Annotated in this window: 16 protein-coding genes; 2 read left to right on the forward strand and 14 right to left on the reverse strand. The window is 72.0% G+C overall.

Annotated features, from left to right (window positions below; genetic code table 11):
• The first annotated feature begins 1 nt into the window (after nt 1).
• Nucleotides 2-886, forward strand: coding sequence for an LPD16 domain-containing protein (locus tag ACQP2T_RS50595; RefSeq protein WP_433511954.1), 885 nt, complete (start codon nt 2-4; stop codon nt 884-886).
• Between the two features lie 39 nt (nt 887-925).
• Nucleotides 926-2,080 (forward strand): cysteine desulfurase family protein, encoded by a 1,155-nt coding sequence (locus ACQP2T_RS50600; RefSeq protein ID WP_433511955.1) that lies wholly within the window; start codon nt 926-928, stop codon nt 2,078-2,080.
• A gap of 53 nt (nt 2,081-2,133) precedes the next feature.
• On the opposite strand, the gene ACQP2T_RS50605 is transcribed toward ACQP2T_RS50600, so the two are convergent.
• The 14 genes from ACQP2T_RS50605 to ACQP2T_RS50670 form a co-directional block, all read right to left on the reverse strand.
• Entirely contained in the window at nt 2,134-3,129 is a 996-nt protein-coding gene (locus ACQP2T_RS50605; RefSeq protein ID WP_433511956.1) for a hypothetical protein, read from the reverse strand.
• 106 nt (nt 3,130-3,235) lie between these two features.
• The gene (locus ACQP2T_RS50610; RefSeq protein WP_433511957.1) at nt 3,236-4,384 is read right to left on the reverse strand and encodes an ABC transporter permease; all 1,149 of its coding nucleotides are present in this window, start codon (nt 4,382-4,384) and stop codon (nt 3,236-3,238) included.
• Nucleotides 4,381-5,559, reverse strand: coding sequence for an ABC transporter permease (locus ACQP2T_RS50615; protein ID WP_433511958.1), 1,179 nt, complete (start codon nt 5,557-5,559; stop codon nt 4,381-4,383). The genes ACQP2T_RS50610 and ACQP2T_RS50615 overlap by 4 nt, the downstream gene beginning before the upstream one ends.
• 2 nt (nt 5,560-5,561) lie before the next feature.
• On the reverse strand, nt 5,562-6,500 hold the full coding sequence (locus ACQP2T_RS50620) for an ABC transporter ATP-binding protein (RefSeq protein ID WP_433511959.1): 939 nt from the start codon (nt 6,498-6,500) through the stop codon (nt 5,562-5,564).
• The gene (locus ACQP2T_RS50625) at nt 6,497-7,489 is read right to left on the reverse strand and encodes a right-handed parallel beta-helix repeat-containing protein (RefSeq protein WP_433511960.1); all 993 of its coding nucleotides are present in this window, start codon (nt 7,487-7,489) and stop codon (nt 6,497-6,499) included. The genes ACQP2T_RS50620 and ACQP2T_RS50625 overlap by 4 nt, the downstream gene beginning before the upstream one ends.
• Nucleotides 7,477-8,046 carry a hypothetical protein gene (locus tag ACQP2T_RS50630; protein ID WP_433511961.1) on the reverse strand — a complete coding sequence of 190 codons (570 nt, stop codon included), beginning with the start codon at nt 8,044-8,046 and terminating at the stop codon, nt 7,477-7,479. Before ACQP2T_RS50630 ends, ACQP2T_RS50625 begins: the two co-directional genes overlap by 13 nt.
• Entirely contained in the window at nt 8,043-8,831 is a 789-nt protein-coding gene (locus ACQP2T_RS50635; RefSeq protein WP_433511962.1) for an alpha/beta fold hydrolase, read from the reverse strand. The genes ACQP2T_RS50630 and ACQP2T_RS50635 overlap by 4 nt, the downstream gene beginning before the upstream one ends.
• Nucleotides 8,832-8,842: 11 nt before the next feature.
• Nucleotides 8,843-9,703: a nuclear transport factor 2 family protein gene (locus ACQP2T_RS50640; protein WP_433511963.1), complete on the reverse strand. Its 861-nt coding sequence runs from the start codon at nt 9,701-9,703 to the stop codon at nt 8,843-8,845.
• Between the two features lies 1 nt (nt 9,704).
• A complete protein-coding gene (locus ACQP2T_RS50645) occupies nt 9,705-10,130 on the reverse strand; it encodes a phosphopantetheinyl transferase (protein ID WP_358177345.1) in 426 nt (141 codons plus the stop codon).
• On the reverse strand, nt 10,127-11,032 hold the full coding sequence (locus ACQP2T_RS50650) for an ACP S-malonyltransferase (RefSeq protein ID WP_433511964.1): 906 nt from the start codon (nt 11,030-11,032) through the stop codon (nt 10,127-10,129). Before ACQP2T_RS50650 ends, ACQP2T_RS50645 begins: the two co-directional genes overlap by 4 nt.
• 52 nt (nt 11,033-11,084) lie before the next feature.
• The gene (locus tag ACQP2T_RS50655) at nt 11,085-11,951 is read right to left on the reverse strand and encodes an alpha/beta fold hydrolase (protein ID WP_357647221.1); all 867 of its coding nucleotides are present in this window, start codon (nt 11,949-11,951) and stop codon (nt 11,085-11,087) included.
• Nucleotides 11,948-13,189, reverse strand: a complete 1,242-nt coding sequence (locus ACQP2T_RS50660; protein ID WP_357942045.1) for an NAD(P)/FAD-dependent oxidoreductase — start codon at nt 13,187-13,189, stop codon at nt 11,948-11,950. Before ACQP2T_RS50660 ends, ACQP2T_RS50655 begins: the two co-directional genes overlap by 4 nt.
• Nucleotides 13,186-13,950, reverse strand: a complete 765-nt coding sequence (locus tag ACQP2T_RS50665) for a nitroreductase family protein (protein ID WP_433511965.1) — start codon at nt 13,948-13,950, stop codon at nt 13,186-13,188. The genes ACQP2T_RS50660 and ACQP2T_RS50665 overlap by 4 nt, the downstream gene beginning before the upstream one ends.
• On the reverse strand, nt 13,947-16,256 hold the full coding sequence (locus tag ACQP2T_RS50670) for a beta-ketoacyl synthase N-terminal-like domain-containing protein (RefSeq protein ID WP_433511966.1): 2,310 nt from the start codon (nt 16,254-16,256) through the stop codon (nt 13,947-13,949). The genes ACQP2T_RS50665 and ACQP2T_RS50670 overlap by 4 nt, the downstream gene beginning before the upstream one ends.
• Between the last annotated feature and the right edge of the window lie 15 nt (nt 16,257-16,271).

Here is a 16,271-nt window from a genome sequence, read left to right on the forward strand (position 1 = left end):
CATGACAGACGCGCTCGCCGCCCGAGTATCCAAGAGCCACCAGCTCGTCGGCTCCGAAGAGGAGCTGCGCCGGCTGATAGACCGTGAACTGACCGCCTCCGGCATAGAGAACCTGGTCGTCATGGGCGGCCATTTCATGCTTTTCGAGGATCAGGGGAAGCTCGTCCCCGGCGTCATCGGGGCGCAAGAGTCCGAGGTGATGCGACGCCGGATCGCCGGCCGGGTGGGGATCTTCCCGGAGTACACCTGGCGGCTGTCGGCCGACCTCCTCAGGTCGTACGCGCCGACCCGCACCGACGCGCGGCTGCTCCTGCTGGTCAACGACTGGCAGTACGTCCCCACGTCGGGCCGCCCGGCGAGCGAGCTGCGGGCGGAGTTCTTCGAGCGCTTCACCGGGCTGCCCGGGGAGTACGAGCGGATCCTGGGCGAGGCCGGGTTCGGGACTGACCGCGTGCTGCCGAGCCGCAAGCACCCGCTGGCCTTCCCCGAGACCTGGCTCAAGTACCGCTTCCAGAAGGCCGCCGACCGGTTCGTCAAGCAGGGGCGGCTGGAGAAGCGCTACCTCGAGTCGGGCACGAAGGACACCGAGGTGGCCTTCCTCGACGACGAGGGCAACTACCGCACGCTGATCAGCTGCGGCATCACCGGATGCGCCGGCGAGATCACCGAGATGATCTCGGAGGTGCACAACGCCGGCTACCGGGCGATCGTCATCTTCGCGCCTGGCGAGTGTCTGGCACCCGTCCAGACGGGCGTCGACATCGCCCTGGAGCTCTACCGCCTGTCGGACATGCTGGTGATCATCGCCGACCCCGGCGGGAGCGGGGAGATGTCCACGGACGAGATCTACTCGAAGCTCGTGACGGTCAGCACGTTCAGGAGCTGACGCGGCGCGAGACGGACCACCGAAAGTGACGGGCCGCCCATGAAGATCATTTATCTGGACAACTGCGCCACCACCCGCGTGGACGACGAAGTGGTCGACGCGATGCTGCCGTACCTGAGAGAGGACTTCGGCAACCCGTCGTCGCCGCACGTCCTCGGCAAGCGGGCCCGCCGCGCGGTGGACCTCGCCGCCGTGTCCGTGGCCGAGCTCCTGGGCGCCGACCCGCGCGGCATCGTCTTCACCTCCGGCGCGACCGAGAGCAACAACATCGCGCTGCTGGGCATGTTCGCCCATGAGGAGCGCGCGCCCGTCAACGCGCTGTTCTGCCCGACCGACCACAAGTCCGCGCTGTCCATCGGCCGGGCGCTGGCCGGGCGGGGCATCGAGACCCGCACGATGGCGGTACGCCAGGACGGGGTGATCGACCTGACCCGGCTGGCCGACCAGCTCGACGTCCACTCGCGCGTCGCCACGGCCGCCCTGGTCAACAGCGAGATCGGCACCATACAGCCGATGTCGGAGCTGGCCGCGCTCTGCCACGAGGTCGGCTGCCTGCTGCACGTGGACGCCGCCCAGGCGGCCGGCCGGATCCCGATCGACGTGGTCGAGGCCGGGGTGGACACGCTGTCGATCTCCGGGCACAAAGTACGCGGCCCGAAGGGCATCGGCGCCCTGTACGTGCGGCCCGGCGTGCGCCTGCGGCCGATCACGTACGGCGGCGGCCAGTACGAGCTGCGCAGCGGGACCATCCCGACGCACCTCGTGGTGGGGCTGGGCAAGGCGTGCGAGCTGGCGCTGCGGCGGCTCGACGACGACTGGATGCGGGCCGTACGACTGCGCGAGGCGGCCCTCGAACTGCTCACCACCCGGCTTCCGGGTATACGGATCAACGGCGATCCGCTCAACGGAGTGCCTCATGTGCTCAACCTGGTGCTGCCCGGGGTCCGTGGGGAGAGCCTGGTCTCCAGCCTGCGTACCGTGGCCGTGTCCACCGGGTCCGCGTGCAACTCCGACTCCCAGGAGCCGTCACACGTCCTGACTGCGATCGGGGTGAGCGCCGAGGACGCGAACAGCTCCATCCGGATGTGCCTCGACCCGCGCATGGCGTTCGACGAGCTGGTGCGCGGTGTCGAGCTGGTCTGCGAGCGGGCCCTGGACCTGGCCGAGGTGTCGGTCGCGATGCAGGCCACATGACGTACGGCAGCGGGCCCGCCGGGGGCGGGCCCGCACAGACGACCGAACACTTGTCACGCGCCGTTGGGCAGGAACTTCCTGGCCGCCTGCACCCCGGCCTGGAAGCGGCTGGTCGCGTCGAGATCGCGCATCAGCGTGGCGATGTGCCGGCGGCAGCTGCGTACGGACATGCCCAGCTTGCGCGCCACGACCTCGTCGGTGTAGCCCTTGGCCATCAGCGCCGCGATGGCCTGCTGGAGGTCGTCGGCCACGTCGGCGTACCCGGCCTCGACGCCCTCCAGCGGCGTGGCCGTCTCCCACAGGTGGTTGAACAGGTCCAGCAGGAACTGCGCGACCCCGTGGTTGTGCACCCGCGCCACGTTGGTCTCCCCGTCCGACAGCCCGAACAGCACCACCAGCGACCGGTCGAACACCACGGCCGATCGCGGAATGTGGCTGACGGTGCACACCGAGGCCCCCGCGTCGGTCAGCTTCTTCATCCGCATCCGCGTCGCGAGGTCGGCCCGGTTGCGGTGCTGGCAGATGATGCGCACGGTGATCCCCCGCCCGAGCAGCGGTGAGTACGCCTGCGACAGCTCGTCCGCGTCGGTCAGGCTCGACTGGAGCACCAGCACCTCGTCCCGGCACGAGTCGCCGGCCGTCTTGAGGAAGCCCCGGACCTCCATCGACCCCACCAGATACTCGATCGCGCTGGGCGCCGAGGTCCTGCCCGTGTAGTCCTGCCGGAACACGTTGATCCGCTCGCGGATCTGGTCGATCAGCTCCCGGCGCTGGTAGATCTCCCGTTCGACGGAGGAGACCAGCGAGGCCGCGGCCACCTCGGGATCCACGGGGACGAACCGGCGGCCCGCCCTGTCCTCCATCATGAGCAGCCGGTTCTCCACCAGGTGGGCCACCGCCTCGTGCATCTCATGCAGGCCAATGCCGAGATCGACGGCGGCCACCTCAAGCGCCTCGATCGCGCCCTTGCGGGCCGCGTAACGGTAAACGTCTGTGGCGTGGTCGCCGCCCACGGGGGCCATCCCCGGAAAGAACGGAATAGTCGTCATCACGATCTCCCATCAACTCAACGGAATTCTTAGGTGAAGGTTGGGAAGCGGCGGTTGAAACGGAACGCTCAGGTGGGGTTCGGGTGCGGCGGTTGAAACGGAACGTTCAGGTGAAGGTTCGGGTGCGGCGGTTGAACAGGAACAGCGACAGGCCGAGCAGCGCCGCCGCCATCCCGGAGAGCACGGCGACCTCGGGGAGGACCGTGCCGATGCCCGTGCCCGGCTTGGTCAGCGCCAGCAGCGCGTCCATGCCCCAGGCGTGCGGGAACAGGTAGCCGAGCGAGTTGAGGAAGTCCCCCGCCGACTCCCTCGGCCACAGGCAGCCGCCCAGCATGCCGAGCACGATGCCCAGCGGCGGCCCGATGGCGGGCGCCTGCGAGGGCGAGCGTACGAGGCTACCGACCAGGATCGCGGCACCGGTGGCCACCAGCGAGAACGAGCCGACCACCGCGGCGACGCCCAGCGGGTCGCCCCACGACACGCCGAACACCAGCGAGCTGACCACCATGATCAACAGCGACTGCGCGACGGCCACGACGAACCTGCTCAGCGCCTCCCCCGCGAGCACCGACCGGCGCCTGACGGGGGCGGTGAGCGCGCGCTGGATCATCCCGAGCCGCCTGCTCTCGGCGAGCGCGGCGGCCACGGCCATGGAGTTGATGAAGGTGAACAGCAGCAGGTTGGCCGGGGCCGTGTAGGCGAAGCCCCTGGGTGTGGCGCCGGGCGTACCGGAGCCGACGACCGCGACGCGGCCCGAGTCGGCCTGTGCCTCGCGCACGCGCGCGGCGGCCTGCGCGGGCGTGGCGCCCGCGGCCTCGACGGCCCTGGTGGCTTCGAGTACGGCGGCCACCCGGCCGACCGCGACGTCTACGGCGCTGCGGGCCGCCATGCCGCTGCCGTTCATCTGCGTCATGACGAGTTCGAGCTTGGTCGAGCCGGCCGGGATCACCAGCCCGGCGGCGAGGGACCCTTCGCGTACGCCCGACTGAAGGTCCTGCTTGGTCGCCACGGCCGTGATGGCGAGGTCGGGGTGCGCGCGCAGTTCCTTGAGCACGGCGGCCGAGACGGGGTCGGAACCGTTGGCCACGACGCCGACGGGCAGCTTGGCGGCTCCCACGGCGCCGCCCCCGAGCGCCATGCCGACGAACACGATGTTGACGAACGGCATGATCACCATGAAGAACAGGCCGACCTTGTCGCGGGAGAGCCGCCGCAAATTCGCCGCTACCAGTGCCAAAACGGGACGTGGCCTCATCCGAGCAGCCCCTTCCTGAAGCCGGCCGCGGCCAGGCCGCCCGCCACCAGCGCGATCGCGCACAGCACGCCGATCGGGACGATCACCGTGGTCAGTCCCCCGCCGGAGCCCGCGAGCCGGATCAGCCCGGTCGACGTCCAGCCGTTCGGGGTGAGCAGCGCCACCTTCTGCAGGAAGCCGGGCAGGTTGTACAGCGGCACCAGGCTGCCGCCGAAGAACGCCATCACGAACGAGACGACCATGGTCACCCCGTCGGCCTGGGCGTCGGTCTTGGCCCGGCTGGCCACCAGCATGGTGATCGCGGCGGCGGCGAGCACGTGCGCGACCAGCAGCGCGAAGACCGCCACCGGGTCGCCCCAGCTGGTGCCGAAGATGAGCGAGGAGGACACCCAGGTGGCGACGACGCTGACCACACCCAGCCCGAACCCCACCAGGGCCTTGCCGGCGATCGGCGTCCACTGCGGGATCGGCCCGGCCCGCATCCGGTCGAGCGTGCCCTGCCGCCGCTCGGTGAGCAGGCTCCTGAACGAGGCGCCCACCACGAAGAAGGCGAACAGGGCGGCCATGCCGGAGCCGTAGTACACCGACAGGTCGATCTTGCCGCCCTCCATGGGGTCGTCGGCCAGACTCAGTCCGGGCCCGGCGGCGCCGTTGCGCTCCACCAGCTCCTTCACCCGGTCGCCGGGCACGCCGTACGCGAGCGAGGCGCGGACCGCGAGCGTGCGGGCGTCGACCACCGAGGAGATCCGGTCGACGATGGCGTTCGCCACCACGCCGGCCAGCGGCGACTCGGCGGAGGTGAGCACCGCGACCTGGCCGCCCGAGCCCGCGCCGACGCTCTTGGTGAACCCCTGCGGGAACACGATGGCCGACCCGATGTCACCGGCGTCGAGCGAGCGCTGCGCCTCCTGCCTGCTGGGCAGGTCGCGCAGCGTCAGCGTGCCCTTGAGCTGCTCGTTGGACATGACCTCCCGCCGCACACTGGCGGAGAACTCGCCGCGGTCGAGGTCGACGAAGCCGATCGTGGCCCGCAGCGGCGGGTCGTCCCCGCCCAGGGCGAGGCCGAACAGGGTGGCCAGCGCGATGGGCACGATCAGCGCGACCACCAGGGCCGTTCCATCGCGGACACGGGTACGCAGTTCCAGCGCGGCGACGGACAGAAGGGGTCTCAGCATGATCAGTCCCGCAGCTTGCTGCCGGTGAGGTGGAGGAAGGTGGCCTCCAGGTCGGGTTCGATGACCTCGACGGCGGTCACGGTGGCGCGGCCGTCCACGGCGGTGATGATCGCGGGCAGTACGTAGCGGCCGCCTTCCGCGAGCAGCCGCACCGAGCCGGTGCCGGTCCTGACCGCCTCGACGACGCCTTCCAGCGCCTGGAGCTTGTCGAACGCGCCGTCCACGTCGCCGTCGAGGATCAGTTCGATCTTGTCGGCGCTGCCGACCATGGCGACGAGCTCGTGGCGGGTGCCCTCGGCGACGATCCGGCCGTGGTCGATGATCCCGACCCGGTCGCAGACCCGCTCGACCTCCTCCATGTAGTGCGAGGTGTAGAGCAGGGCCATGCCGTCGGCGACCAGCCGCTCCACGCCGTCGAGGATGGCCTTGCGGCTCTGCGGGTCGACGCCGACGGTCGGCTCGTCCAGGATGAGCACCTCGGGCCGGTGCAGCAGGGCCGCGCCGATGTTGATCCGCCGCTTCATGCCGCCTGAGTACGTTCCGAGCTTGCCGTCGGCCCGGTCGGACAGTCCGACCAGGTCGAGCACCTCGTCGACGCGCGCGGCCAGCTCCCGTCGCGGCAGGCCGAACAGCCGGCCGAAGAAGCGCAGGTTCTCCCGCCCGGTCAGCTCCGGGTAGAGCGCGATCTCCTGCGGCACGTAGCCGATCTTCGCCTTGGCCGCCAGCGGCTCGGCGGCGAGGTCCGTGCCGCACACCGTCACGTTCCCGGTGCCGGGCTTGAGCAGGCCGACGAGCATGGAGATCGTGGTCGTCTTGCCCGCGCCGTTCGGCCCGAGCAGCCCGTACGCCTCGCCGGGGGCGATGGCGAACCCCACATCCTGTACGGCGAGCACGTCGCCGAACCTCTTGCTCAGGCCGGTACACGCCAGGGTGGCGGTCATCGGCCCCACCCGTCCGGCTCACCCTTGTCGCTGGTGTTCCCCGCGCAGACCTGGCGTTCGAGGTCGACGCCGAGCTGGTGGTCGAGCGGGCTGTTGCCGGTCACCCGGTTCCAGAGGATGTGGTTGTCCACGGCGTCGTCGCCTCCCCAGTCCTTGGACGAGCCCATGACGAACGCGGCGCCCATGACCGACTCGCCGCTGGGATGGTTGTCGTGGATCCGGTTGTCCACGACGCTGACCCGGTGCGTGCCGATCAGCGCCAGGCCCACGCCGGAGATCGGCGGGCCCGCGGCGCCCAGCGCGTCGGGGGCGTCGCCGCCCGCGGCCAGGCCGTTGCCGTACAGGTCGTTGCCTGAGACGAGGCAGTCGCGCACGCCTCCGTCGGGCTCGCCCTCGTAGGTCTGGTTGAGCATCAGCAGCCCGGCGGCGTTGCCGTGGCAGGTGTTGCGCAGCACCCTGACGCGGGAGGAGTTGTCGACGAAGATCCCGAAGGCGTTGGCGAAGCTCTCGTTGTCCGCCACGCCGCCGGACTCGGGGCAGAAGCTGAGCGCGATGCCGCCGTACTGGCTGCCCGACGTGGTGCAGCCGGTCACCTCGCACCGGCTCGACTCGCGTACATAGACGCCCCAGACGGCGTTGCCGGCCGTCTCGACGTTCCGTACGGTCAGGCCGGTCACGGTGTGGGCGTAGATCCCGGCGCCGGTCGAGCCGCGCACGCTCAGCCCCGCTATCGTGACGTCGCGGACGCCGTGCAGGCTGATGCCGCTGACGACGTCCGCCGCCGCGTCGTGCAGCTTCGGGATCCCCTCGGGGACGGAGTCTCCCGGGACCAGCACCGTGCGGCCCGCCCCCGCGCCGGTCAGCGTCACGCCGTCGTGCCTGATCCAGACATTCTCCGCGTACGTGCCCGCCGCCAGCTCGATCGTCGCTCCGGCGCCCGCCTCGTCCAGCGCCCGCTGGATCGACTCACCGGGCTTCACCTGGGACATCCTGGGTCTCCCTCCCTGTCGCCGAAACCGTCGCCGTAGACGTCGTCGAAGCCGTCCGCGTAACCGTCGCCGTACACGATCGCCAGGGAGACGAGCAGCCCCGCGCCCATCCCCCACCGGGCCGCCCCGGCCACCCGGCTCCGGCGCGGCGCCAGCCGTACCAGGGCCGCCTGCTCGCTCGCGCCCCGGACGGCATAGAACGAGCCGCCCGTCAGCGTGAGCCCGGTCGAGGCGGTCAGCTCCGCCGCCGCCTCGTCGAGCAGCCGCCGCGCCCAGGCGGCGGGCCGCCCGGCGCGGGCTTCGAAGTCGTGCCAGGTGAAGCCGGGCGGACGCCCGCCCACCGCCTTGATGAAGCTCTCCTTGACCGAGAAGGCCACCTCCTCCGCGCCCAGCTCGCGCTCGGCGGGCGTGGTGAGGTGGTCGGTGAACACGGCACCGCCGCGCCCGGCCGCCCTGGCGAGCCGGTCCGCGTCCACGATGTCCACCCCCACCAGCACGGGAGGAGACACGGGCGGGGCGGCCGGCCGCATGAGCTGCTGCCCGGCGAACAGCGTCATGCCGCGACCTTGGCGCAGCGGGCCACGAACGGTTCGAGCACCGCGTTGTACTCGTCCGGCCGCTCGATCATCGGAATGTGCCCACTCTCCTCGACCACCACCACGTCGTTCTCCGGATAGTCGGCCAGCAGCTCCAGCCAAGGGCCGACCGGCGTCATCCGGTCGTGCCTGCCCCAGACGTACAGGGACGGGCAGCGGACCTTGTCCAGCGCCGGCTTGACCTGGTAGCGGCGCGTGGCCTTGAGGCTGCGGGCCATGCTGACCATGGACTCCGGCTGCCGGAGCATGGTGCCGACCTCGTCCATCTGCTCCCGCGTGAAGTAGGGCTCCGTACCGTGGAAGAGCGCGGACACCATGCGGACCCCGAAGTCGTCGCCGAACGGCTGCACGCTGGCCCGCCGGTCGAAGCTCAGCCCGACGTCGGGGTCGGGGGTCAGCCCGGGGGCGCCGCTCACCACGATGCCCTTGATCCGCTCGGGGCGGCGGCCGGCCAGGTCGATGGCGACCAGGCCGCCGAGCGAGTTGGCGCAGAGGACCAGGTCCTCGACGCCGGCCTCGTCGCAGGCGTCCAGCAGCGCGTCGCCGAGCCGCTCGATCGAGCCGGCCACCCGGCGGTCGAGCGCGCAGATCGCCTCGTGCGTACGCAGCACCGGCACGCCGGCCGCCGCCAGGTAGCGGTAGGGGTGCTCCCAGATCCAGCCGCCGGCGAACAACGCGGACATGAAGACCACGGCGGGCCCGCCCTCGCGGTCGCCGAGCCGGTGCTCGGTGGTGAAGTCGGACATGAAGGCTCCAGTCACAGTAGGGAGGCGTCGCCCGGGACCCACCCGCAGCCGCAGGCGGCCTCCGGTCCGACCCGGACGACGGTGTCGCAGTCGGGGCAGCGGGCGTACTCGCGGATGTCGGAGGGGATCCAGACACTGGTGAGCACCCGGGTGCACAGGCCGCCCTTGAAGAAGCGGCGCATGCTCCGCTGATGCGGCCGGGCGTGCACCGCGCGGACGGACTCGGGGCGGTCGAAGGCGGTCACGGTGAACTTGCGGTCGCCGACGTCGAACGTCGCCAGGCCGAGGAAGCCCTTGGAGGCCCGCAGCGACTTGACGACCTCCACGCTGAGCAGGTCCACGTCCGCCGCCTCCGCGTCGTCGCGGACCTCCAGCCAGGTCAGGGTGAGCACGCCCGGCGGCTCGGTACGCCCGCTGGGGACGCGCGCGCTGACGCCGAACTGCCTGACCCCGCCCGTCTCCGCGTCGGCCGCCGGCACGAACCGGGCCGAGTAGCCGAGCGCCTCCGCGACGGCCAGCCGGTCGAAGCGGCGCCGCACGCGCGGACCGTCCGGGCCGAGGGTGACCAGGTCGGTCCCCTGGATGCCGACGGTCCCGCCGACGGCGGGCATGCCCAGGTAGGGGGCGCGGTGGTCGGCCTGGAGCGTCCACCAGAGCGTGACGGCCTCGCCGTCGCCGACGACCTCGTCCACGACGAACTTCGGCCGCTGGAAGCGGGTCAGCGTGGCGGCGGCGTGGGCGGCCAGCGCGGCCCCGCTCAGCTCGCCGCCGGAGTCGGGGTCGCTGTAGGAGGCGGCGGTGGCGGCCACGGCCTCGGGGTCACCGGCCTGCCACGCCTCAAGGTGCCCCTCGGCGGCCTTCCTGGCGTCCATGTCATGCCTCGTCTTCGTCTTCCGGCAGGCGCGCGGAGGCCACGGCCACCGCGAGCACCTTGCCGTCGGTGTGGCTGAGCGAGAGCCGGATCTGCTGGCCGGACCCCGCCGCCGCGCGCAGCGCCCCGGCGAGCCGGACGGCCGGCGGGTGCCCGGTGTGGCAGACGGCGGTCTTCGCGCAGTTGGCAGTGGGCCTGGGGAGCACCTCCGCCTGGCCGAGGTGCTCGGCCGTGGCGGAGACGCCGAGGAGGCGGAGCACCGCGTACTTGCCCGCCAAGCGCCCGGCCCAGTGCTGGAGCGTGCGGCCGTACCCCGACCTGAGGCGCTCGGCCGCCGTGTACACCTCTTCGAGGCGCATGTCGCCGACCAGCTCCTGCGGCCGGGAGAGCCCGGCGAAGCCGACCATCGCGCTGCCCCACCGGTTCATGCCGCGATCTCCCTGGACAATCGCCGGAGGGTGGCGGGCTCGGCCAGGCTCAGGCAGCGCGCGCCCGCCCGGCGCGACAGGCCCGCGAGCACCTTGCTGTCGCCCACCTCGACGCCGGGGGCGAACTCCTCCACCGCGTTCACCGTGTCCGTCCACCGGACCCGGCCGGTGAGCTGGGCGATCAGCGCGTCTCTGAGCGTGGCGAGGTCGGTGGTGGGCTCGCCGGTCACGTTCGGGACCACGGGTACGAGGGGCTCGCTCATCGGCGCGGCCCGCACCGCCTCGGCCCAGGCGGGCACGGCCGCCGCCATCAGCGGTGAGTGGAAGGCGTTGCCCACCCGCAGCGGCACGATCTTGCTGGCCCGGGTGGCGAGCTTGCCGAGCCGGTCCAGGGCCGGCAGCGCGCCGGAGACCACCACGTGGCCGGGAGCGTTCTCCAGGCCAACGACCAGCGGTTCGTCCGCGGAGCCCGCCTCGGCGGCCAGCGCCTCGACCTCCTCGACCGGCAGCCCCATCACCGCGTGCATCCCGCCCGTGTCACTGACCTCGGCCATCAGCCGGGATCTGAGCTCGACCAGCCGTACGGTGTCGGCGAGCGTGAGCACACCCGCCGCGTGCAGCGCGCTCAGCTCGCCGACGCTGTGCCCGGCGACCACGAGCGGCTCGAATCCCTCCTCCAGCAGCACGGCCAGCGCCGCCAGGTTGCACGCGGTCACCGCGACCTGCGCGTGCTCGGTCGCCACCAACCTGTCCAGCGGCCCGCGAGCGCACAGCGGGGTGATGGGCTGTGCGAGCAGCGCGTCAACCTCGTCGAGCCGCGCTCGCGCCACGGGTCTGCGACGCAGCCACGCACCCATACCGACACGGACCGTGCCTTGTCCTGGGAAGAGAAATCCAAGCATTCCGCAGCACTCCTTTCGCCCAAACTCCCTTTCGCCTGAACTCTCCTTTCGCCTACAGCCGCCTGCGCGGTCGCCTCTCCTCGTGCGCGGCCTGCTCGGTGCCGAGGAAGCCGAGGAGCAGCTTGTTCACCTCATCGGGGGCGTCGAGCGGGAGCCAGTGGCCCGCGTCCTCGACGCGCTCGTAGCGCCATGGCCCCTTCACGTACTTGCCGGAGGCCGACATGCCCTCCTCCAGCAGCGCCTTGTCCCCCGCTCCCCAGATGCCGAGCGTGGGCGCCAGCACGGGCGGGAAGGGGCGGGCCGGCCGCAGCTCGGCCTCGGGCGAGCGGTTGGCGCGGTACCAGTTCAGGCCCGCCGTCAGGGCGCCGGGCCGGGCCAGGTCACGCAGGTAACGGTCGTAGTCGCCGTCGCGGCCCATGATCTCCTTGAACAGCCGCCACCCGTTGCGCCGCAGCAGCTCCTCGCTCACGCCGGGGAACTGGTAGAAGAGCATGTACCAGGAGGCCATCCGCTGCTCCAGCGAAGGAGTCGCGAAGACGCCCGGGTGCCCGACCGACAGCACCGCCAGATGGTCGAGCCTGCGGGGCATCAGGAAGGCGTACATCCAGGCGATGGCCGCGCCCCAGTCGTGGCCGACGATGTGCGGGCGGCGGATGCCGAGCTTCATGGTCAGGGCGACGACGTCGTTGACGATCGTCTGCATCCCGTACGCCTCGATCTCCTGCGGCTTGCCGGAGTCGCCGAACCCGCGCAGGTCCGGCGCGATCACCCGGAAGCCGCCCTCGACCAGGGCCGGGATCTGGTGCCGCCACAGGTAGGAGGAGTCGGGGAAGCCGTGCAGCAGGATGACGGGATCGCCTTCGCCCTCGTCCACGTAGGCGAGCTCGACGTCGTTGACCTGGACTCTCTTCTTGTTCATGCCGTCTCCCTGAACAACCGCTCGGCGAAGAACTCGCTGAAACCGAACTCCGGCACGTCCTCGGGGGCGACCATGTTGAGCAGCCCGGTCACCTGCGCGGCGAAGTTCTTGGCCATGAGCTTGCGGACCCGGCGCCGCCGCTCCGTGGCCGCGGGCCCGAACTCCACGTGCAGCCTGCTGATGATCGACGCGCCGAAGTCGAGGCGCTCCAGGCGGAAGTCCCGCTCCTCCAGGTACGGCGCGAACGCCGCGGGCGACCAGTCGTCGCCGCCGAGCAGGATGTCGCAGACGGTACGGGAGTCGCGCAGGGCGCAGGAGAGCCCGGTGCCGAGCACGGTGTCGGCGTTGCCGGCCTCGTCGCCGATCAGCACCACGCCCTCGGTCAGCGGCGGCCCCTCGGGGACGCTGGACACCGACGGCCACACCGACAGCGGGCCCGCCGGTACGGCCTCGGTCACCGCCTTGCCCCTGTCGGGCAGGCAGTCGAGCTCGAAGGCGGCCAGGAAGCGCTCGACGCCGCCGGGGCCGCGGTAGCGGAGCTTGTTGACCGTGGGGAAGTTCAGGTAGAGGCGGGCCCGGCCGTAGCCCTGGGGGAAGACCATGAACATGACGTCGCCCTCGGTGCCCATGGCCTGGACGTCGGCGGGCCAGCCGTCCATGCCCTCGACCATCATGCCGCCGCCCCAGTGGTGCATGGAGTTGCGCATCCGGACGCCGATCTGACGGCCGACGGTGTTGCCCCGGCCCGTGGCGCCGAGCACCATCCTGGCCCGGATCTCCTGCGGACCCTCTTCGGTCTGGTAGGTCACCACGGGCTCGCGACCCGGCGTTACGGTGACCCGGGCCGCGTCCAGCACCAGCCGGGCGCCGCTGTCCACGGCCTGCGCCGCCATCAGCTCGCACACCTGGTGGTGCGGGAACGACATCGGCCCGCCGATGCCGGGGATGAAGCGGGTCATGTCCACCGCTTCGACCTCGTCCTCGGTGACGGCCTCGTCCCAGGTCATCCACTCCCGGATCTCCCAGCCGCCGCCCGCCCCGAAGCAGTCGTAGACGCCCAGCCGCTGCGCCTCCCTGATCCCCCAGGGGGCCAGCCACTCGCCGCGGACCAGGTCCCGGTACTCCTCCTGCTTCTCCAGCAGCACGACGGACAGCCCGCCGGCGGCCAGCTTGCAGGCCGCCGAGGCGCCCGCGATGCCGCCTCCGGCAATGACGACGTCGGCGTAGTCGACGGTCATGCCTCCCACCTCTCCCAGTACGTACGTTCGTGGGCCCCGTACCGATCCGCCGGCCGGAACTCGGTGCCGAGCGTGTAGGCGACCGGGATCAGGCACACCTGGGTGACCCCGGTCGGGATGCCGAGCAGCTCGCCCACCTGACGCTCGTGGGGGACGTGCATGCAGGTGATCGTGCTGCCGAGGCCCCGGCTGCGCAGCGCCAGCTGGAACGACCAGATCGCCGGGAAGATGGAGCCGTAGAAGATGCTCGCCCGCATCGGGCCGTGCTGGACCAGGTGTCCCGGGTCCTCGGGGACCTTGTCGGCCATCCGCCGGTCCCAGGCCGTGTTGATGGCCTCGATGTCCGGCGGGCGGCCCAGGACACAGGGCATGACCAGGACGGGCACCCGCCCGATGGTCTCGACCAGCGCCTCGGCCGAGTCGTAGTTCTTGCGGGCCTGCCGGTTGTTGCGGCGTCTGCCCGCGTTCGTCCACATGTCGTTGCGGTGGAAGGTCCAGGAGGTCGAGATCATCTCGGCGATCCGCTCCTTGACCGCCGGGTCGGTGATCACCAGCCAGCGCCAGTTCTGGTGGTTGTTGGCGGTCGGGGCCTGGACGGCGACCTCCAGAGCCTCCTGTACGACCTCGCGGGGCACGGGCCGCTCCAGGTCGAGCCGCCGCCGCACCGACCGGGTGGTGGTCAGCAACCGGTCCGTCTCGGCCACGTCGAAGGGCGGCGCCTGCGCGGGCCCCAGGATCGCGGGTCCAAGGGTCGCGGTCATGGCGCCCCCAGCAGTACGGCGCCGCGCACCGAGCCGGGCGCGGCGGTCAGCACCAGCGCCTGGCCGATCGGGTCGGGCAGGTCCGGCTTGGTCACGTACGAGGCCGGCTCGCCCGCGTGCGGCTCGACGAGCCCGGTGAGGGCGGGGGCGATCCCGTCGCGGATCGCCAGGGCGGCCATGGCGATGTTCATGGCGCCGGTGGCGGCCTGGCAGTCGCCGGTGAGTCCCGCCGACGTGGTGAGCACGGCGTCGGGCAGAGCCGTCAGCACAGCGGCCGACTCCTCGGCGTCGCCCGGCACCCCGGTACCCGCGCCGACCACCAGCTCGGGCCGGGCTTCGGGCAGCCGGGCGAGCACCCGCGCGACCAGGTCCGCGCCGCTCGCGTGGCCCGTCGTGGTGGGGTCCGTCGTGGTGGGGTCCGTCGTGGTCGGGTTCCCGCCGCTCGCGTGGCCGGTTCCCATGACCCGCGCGTACGGCCGCCCGCCACGTCCCGTGCAGTGTTCAACCGACTCCACCAGGAAGGCCACCGCCGCCGACCCCGGAACCGTGCCGGAGTGCCGCCGGTCGTACGGCGACACCACGGCGTCGCCGACGATCGGGGCGACCGTCTCGTCGGCCGCGACCACCACCACCACGTCCGCCTTGCCCGCCCTGATCATCTCCAGCGCGCAGTCGAGGGCGATCGAGGCCGAGGCGCCGCCGTTGCAGATCGTGGTGGTGGGCCCGCGCAGGCCGAGCGTCTGGCAGACCGCGCCGCCGGTGGCGTTCAGCACGACGTTGGAGAAGCTCAGCACGGCCGGTTTGTTCGGGTTGGCGGCGATGCTCTCGTCGAACCCGCCGGTGCTCTCCGCCGACCCGGCGCCCGTGGCGAACACCAGCCCGACGTCGTCGAGCTCCTTCCTGGGCAGTTGCAGCCCGGCGTCCTCCCAGGCCAGCCGGGAGGCGGCGATGGCCATCCTGGACAGGTGGTTCATGTGCCGCCACAGCGAGCGCGGCGCGAACGTCCGCCCGTCGAGCGACGGCGCCTGCCCGGCCGCCTGGCGCCCGGTGACGATCGCCTCGGCCACCTCGCCGATGCCGGTGCCCAGTCCGGTGACGGGTCCAAGACCGGTGATCACGGCCGCCGCCTCCGGCAGCTCGTCGTACTCCCGCGCGGGCCGTGGCGTCGTCAGCACGAGCGAGACGTTGTTGCCGCCGAACGCGTAGTTGTTCGACACCACGGTGTCGATCGGCAGCTCCCGTGCCACGTTGGGCACGAAGTCCAGGTCACCCGGTACGGCGTCGTCGTCGAAGCCGATGGTGGGCGGCGCGGTGCCGTGCCGCAGGGCCAGCACGCTCGCGACGGCCTCGACCGCGCCCGCGGCGCCCAGCGTGTGGCCGACGAACGACTTGATGCTGCTGGTGGGCACCCGTCCGGCCCGCTCGCCGAACACCACCCGCATGACCTTGGCCTCCATGGCGTCGTTGGCCGGGGTGCCGGTGCCGTGGCCGCTCACGTAGCCCACGTCGTCCGTGGTCAGGCCCGCGTCGGCGAGCGCCCGCCGTACCGCGCTCGCCCCTCCCCGCCCCGTGGGGTCGGGTGCGGTGGCGTGGTAGGCGTCGGCCGACAGGCCGTAGCCGGCTACCTCCGCCAGCGGCGTGGCGCCTCGCGCGAGCGCCCGGTCCAGCGGCTCCAGCAGCAGGAACGCCGCTCCCTCGCCGAGGTTGAGCCCGTCGGAGTGGCTGTACGGGCGGCACGGGCCGGTGCTGAGCGCCTTGAGCCCGGCGAAGCCCGCGTACGTGCCGAACAGCAACGGATCCACGCCCCCGGCCAGGACGACGTCGGCCTCGCCGGTGAGGATCTTGTCCTTGGCCAGCCCCACGGCGTTGCCGCCCGCCGCGCACGCGGTGGACACCAGGATGCGCGGGCCGCGCATGCCGAGCCGGTCCGCGACCACGTCCTCGGTGCGGTGCATGGGCTGGTAGCGGCCCACGGCGTCGGGGGTCGCCTGGCATTTGCCGAGGATGATGCCGAACCGGTCGGGGTCCGTACCGGTCAGGCCCGCCTGCTCGATCGCCTGGCGGGCGGCGATCAGCGCGAGCCGGGCGGTGCGGTCCAGGCCGGCGTCGGACTCCGGTAGCCCCCCGTCGATCCACTCGTCGGGCACCTGGCCCGCGTGCCGCGCCTCGAACACCGCGAAGTTCTCGTCCAGGACCGGTGTGAGACCGCCCGTGCCCGACACGAGCCGCTGCCAGAACTCCACGGGATCGCGGCCGATCGCACAGATGATGCCCAGGCCGGTGACGACGACAGGCCGCAGCGCCATGCTTCTCTCCTTCTC

Source organism: Nonomuraea sp. CA-143628 (assembly GCF_050942315.1).
Classification (GTDB): Bacteria; Actinomycetota; Actinomycetes; order Streptosporangiales; family Streptosporangiaceae; genus Nonomuraea.

Coding starts and splice junctions, on each gene's coding strand:
- ACQP2T_RS50665 (WP_433511965.1), bottom strand. CDS start 13,950: ATGACCGCGACCCTTGGACCCGCGATCCTGGGGCCCGCGCAGGCGCCG.
- ACQP2T_RS50605 (WP_433511956.1), bottom strand. CDS start 3,129: ATGACGACTATTCCGTTCTTTCCGGGGATGGCCCCCGTGGGCGGCGAC.
- ACQP2T_RS50635 (WP_433511962.1), bottom strand. CDS start 8,831: ATGTCCGACTTCACCACCGAGCACCGGCTCGGCGACCGCGAGGGCGGG.
- ACQP2T_RS50670 (WP_433511966.1), bottom strand. CDS start 16,256: ATGGCGCTGCGGCCTGTCGTCGTCACCGGCCTGGGCATCATCTGTGCG.
- ACQP2T_RS50640 (WP_433511963.1), bottom strand. CDS start 9,703: ATGGACGCCAGGAAGGCCGCCGAGGGGCACCTTGAGGCGTGGCAGGCC.
- ACQP2T_RS50620 (WP_433511959.1), bottom strand. CDS start 6,500: ATGACCGCCACCCTGGCGTGTACCGGCCTGAGCAAGAGGTTCGGCGAC.
- ACQP2T_RS50595 (WP_433511954.1), top strand. CDS start 2: ATGACAGACGCGCTCGCCGCCCGAGTATCCAAGAGCCACCAGCTCGTC.
- ACQP2T_RS50660 (WP_357942045.1), bottom strand. CDS start 13,189: ATGACCGTCGACTACGCCGACGTCGTCATTGCCGGAGGCGGCATCGCG.
- ACQP2T_RS50655 (WP_357647221.1), bottom strand. CDS start 11,951: ATGAACAAGAAGAGAGTCCAGGTCAACGACGTCGAGCTCGCCTACGTG.
- ACQP2T_RS50630 (WP_433511961.1), bottom strand. CDS start 8,046: ATGACGCTGTTCGCCGGGCAGCAGCTCATGCGGCCGGCCGCCCCGCCC.
- ACQP2T_RS50615 (WP_433511958.1), bottom strand. CDS start 5,559: ATGCTGAGACCCCTTCTGTCCGTCGCCGCGCTGGAACTGCGTACCCGT.
- ACQP2T_RS50625 (WP_433511960.1), bottom strand. CDS start 7,489: ATGTCCCAGGTGAAGCCCGGTGAGTCGATCCAGCGGGCGCTGGACGAG.
- ACQP2T_RS50645 (WP_358177345.1), bottom strand. CDS start 10,130: ATGAACCGGTGGGGCAGCGCGATGGTCGGCTTCGCCGGGCTCTCCCGG.
- ACQP2T_RS50600 (WP_433511955.1), top strand. CDS start 926: ATGAAGATCATTTATCTGGACAACTGCGCCACCACCCGCGTGGACGAC.
- ACQP2T_RS50650 (WP_433511964.1), bottom strand. CDS start 11,032: ATGCTTGGATTTCTCTTCCCAGGACAAGGCACGGTCCGTGTCGGTATG.
- ACQP2T_RS50610 (WP_433511957.1), bottom strand. CDS start 4,384: ATGAGGCCACGTCCCGTTTTGGCACTGGTAGCGGCGAATTTGCGGCGG.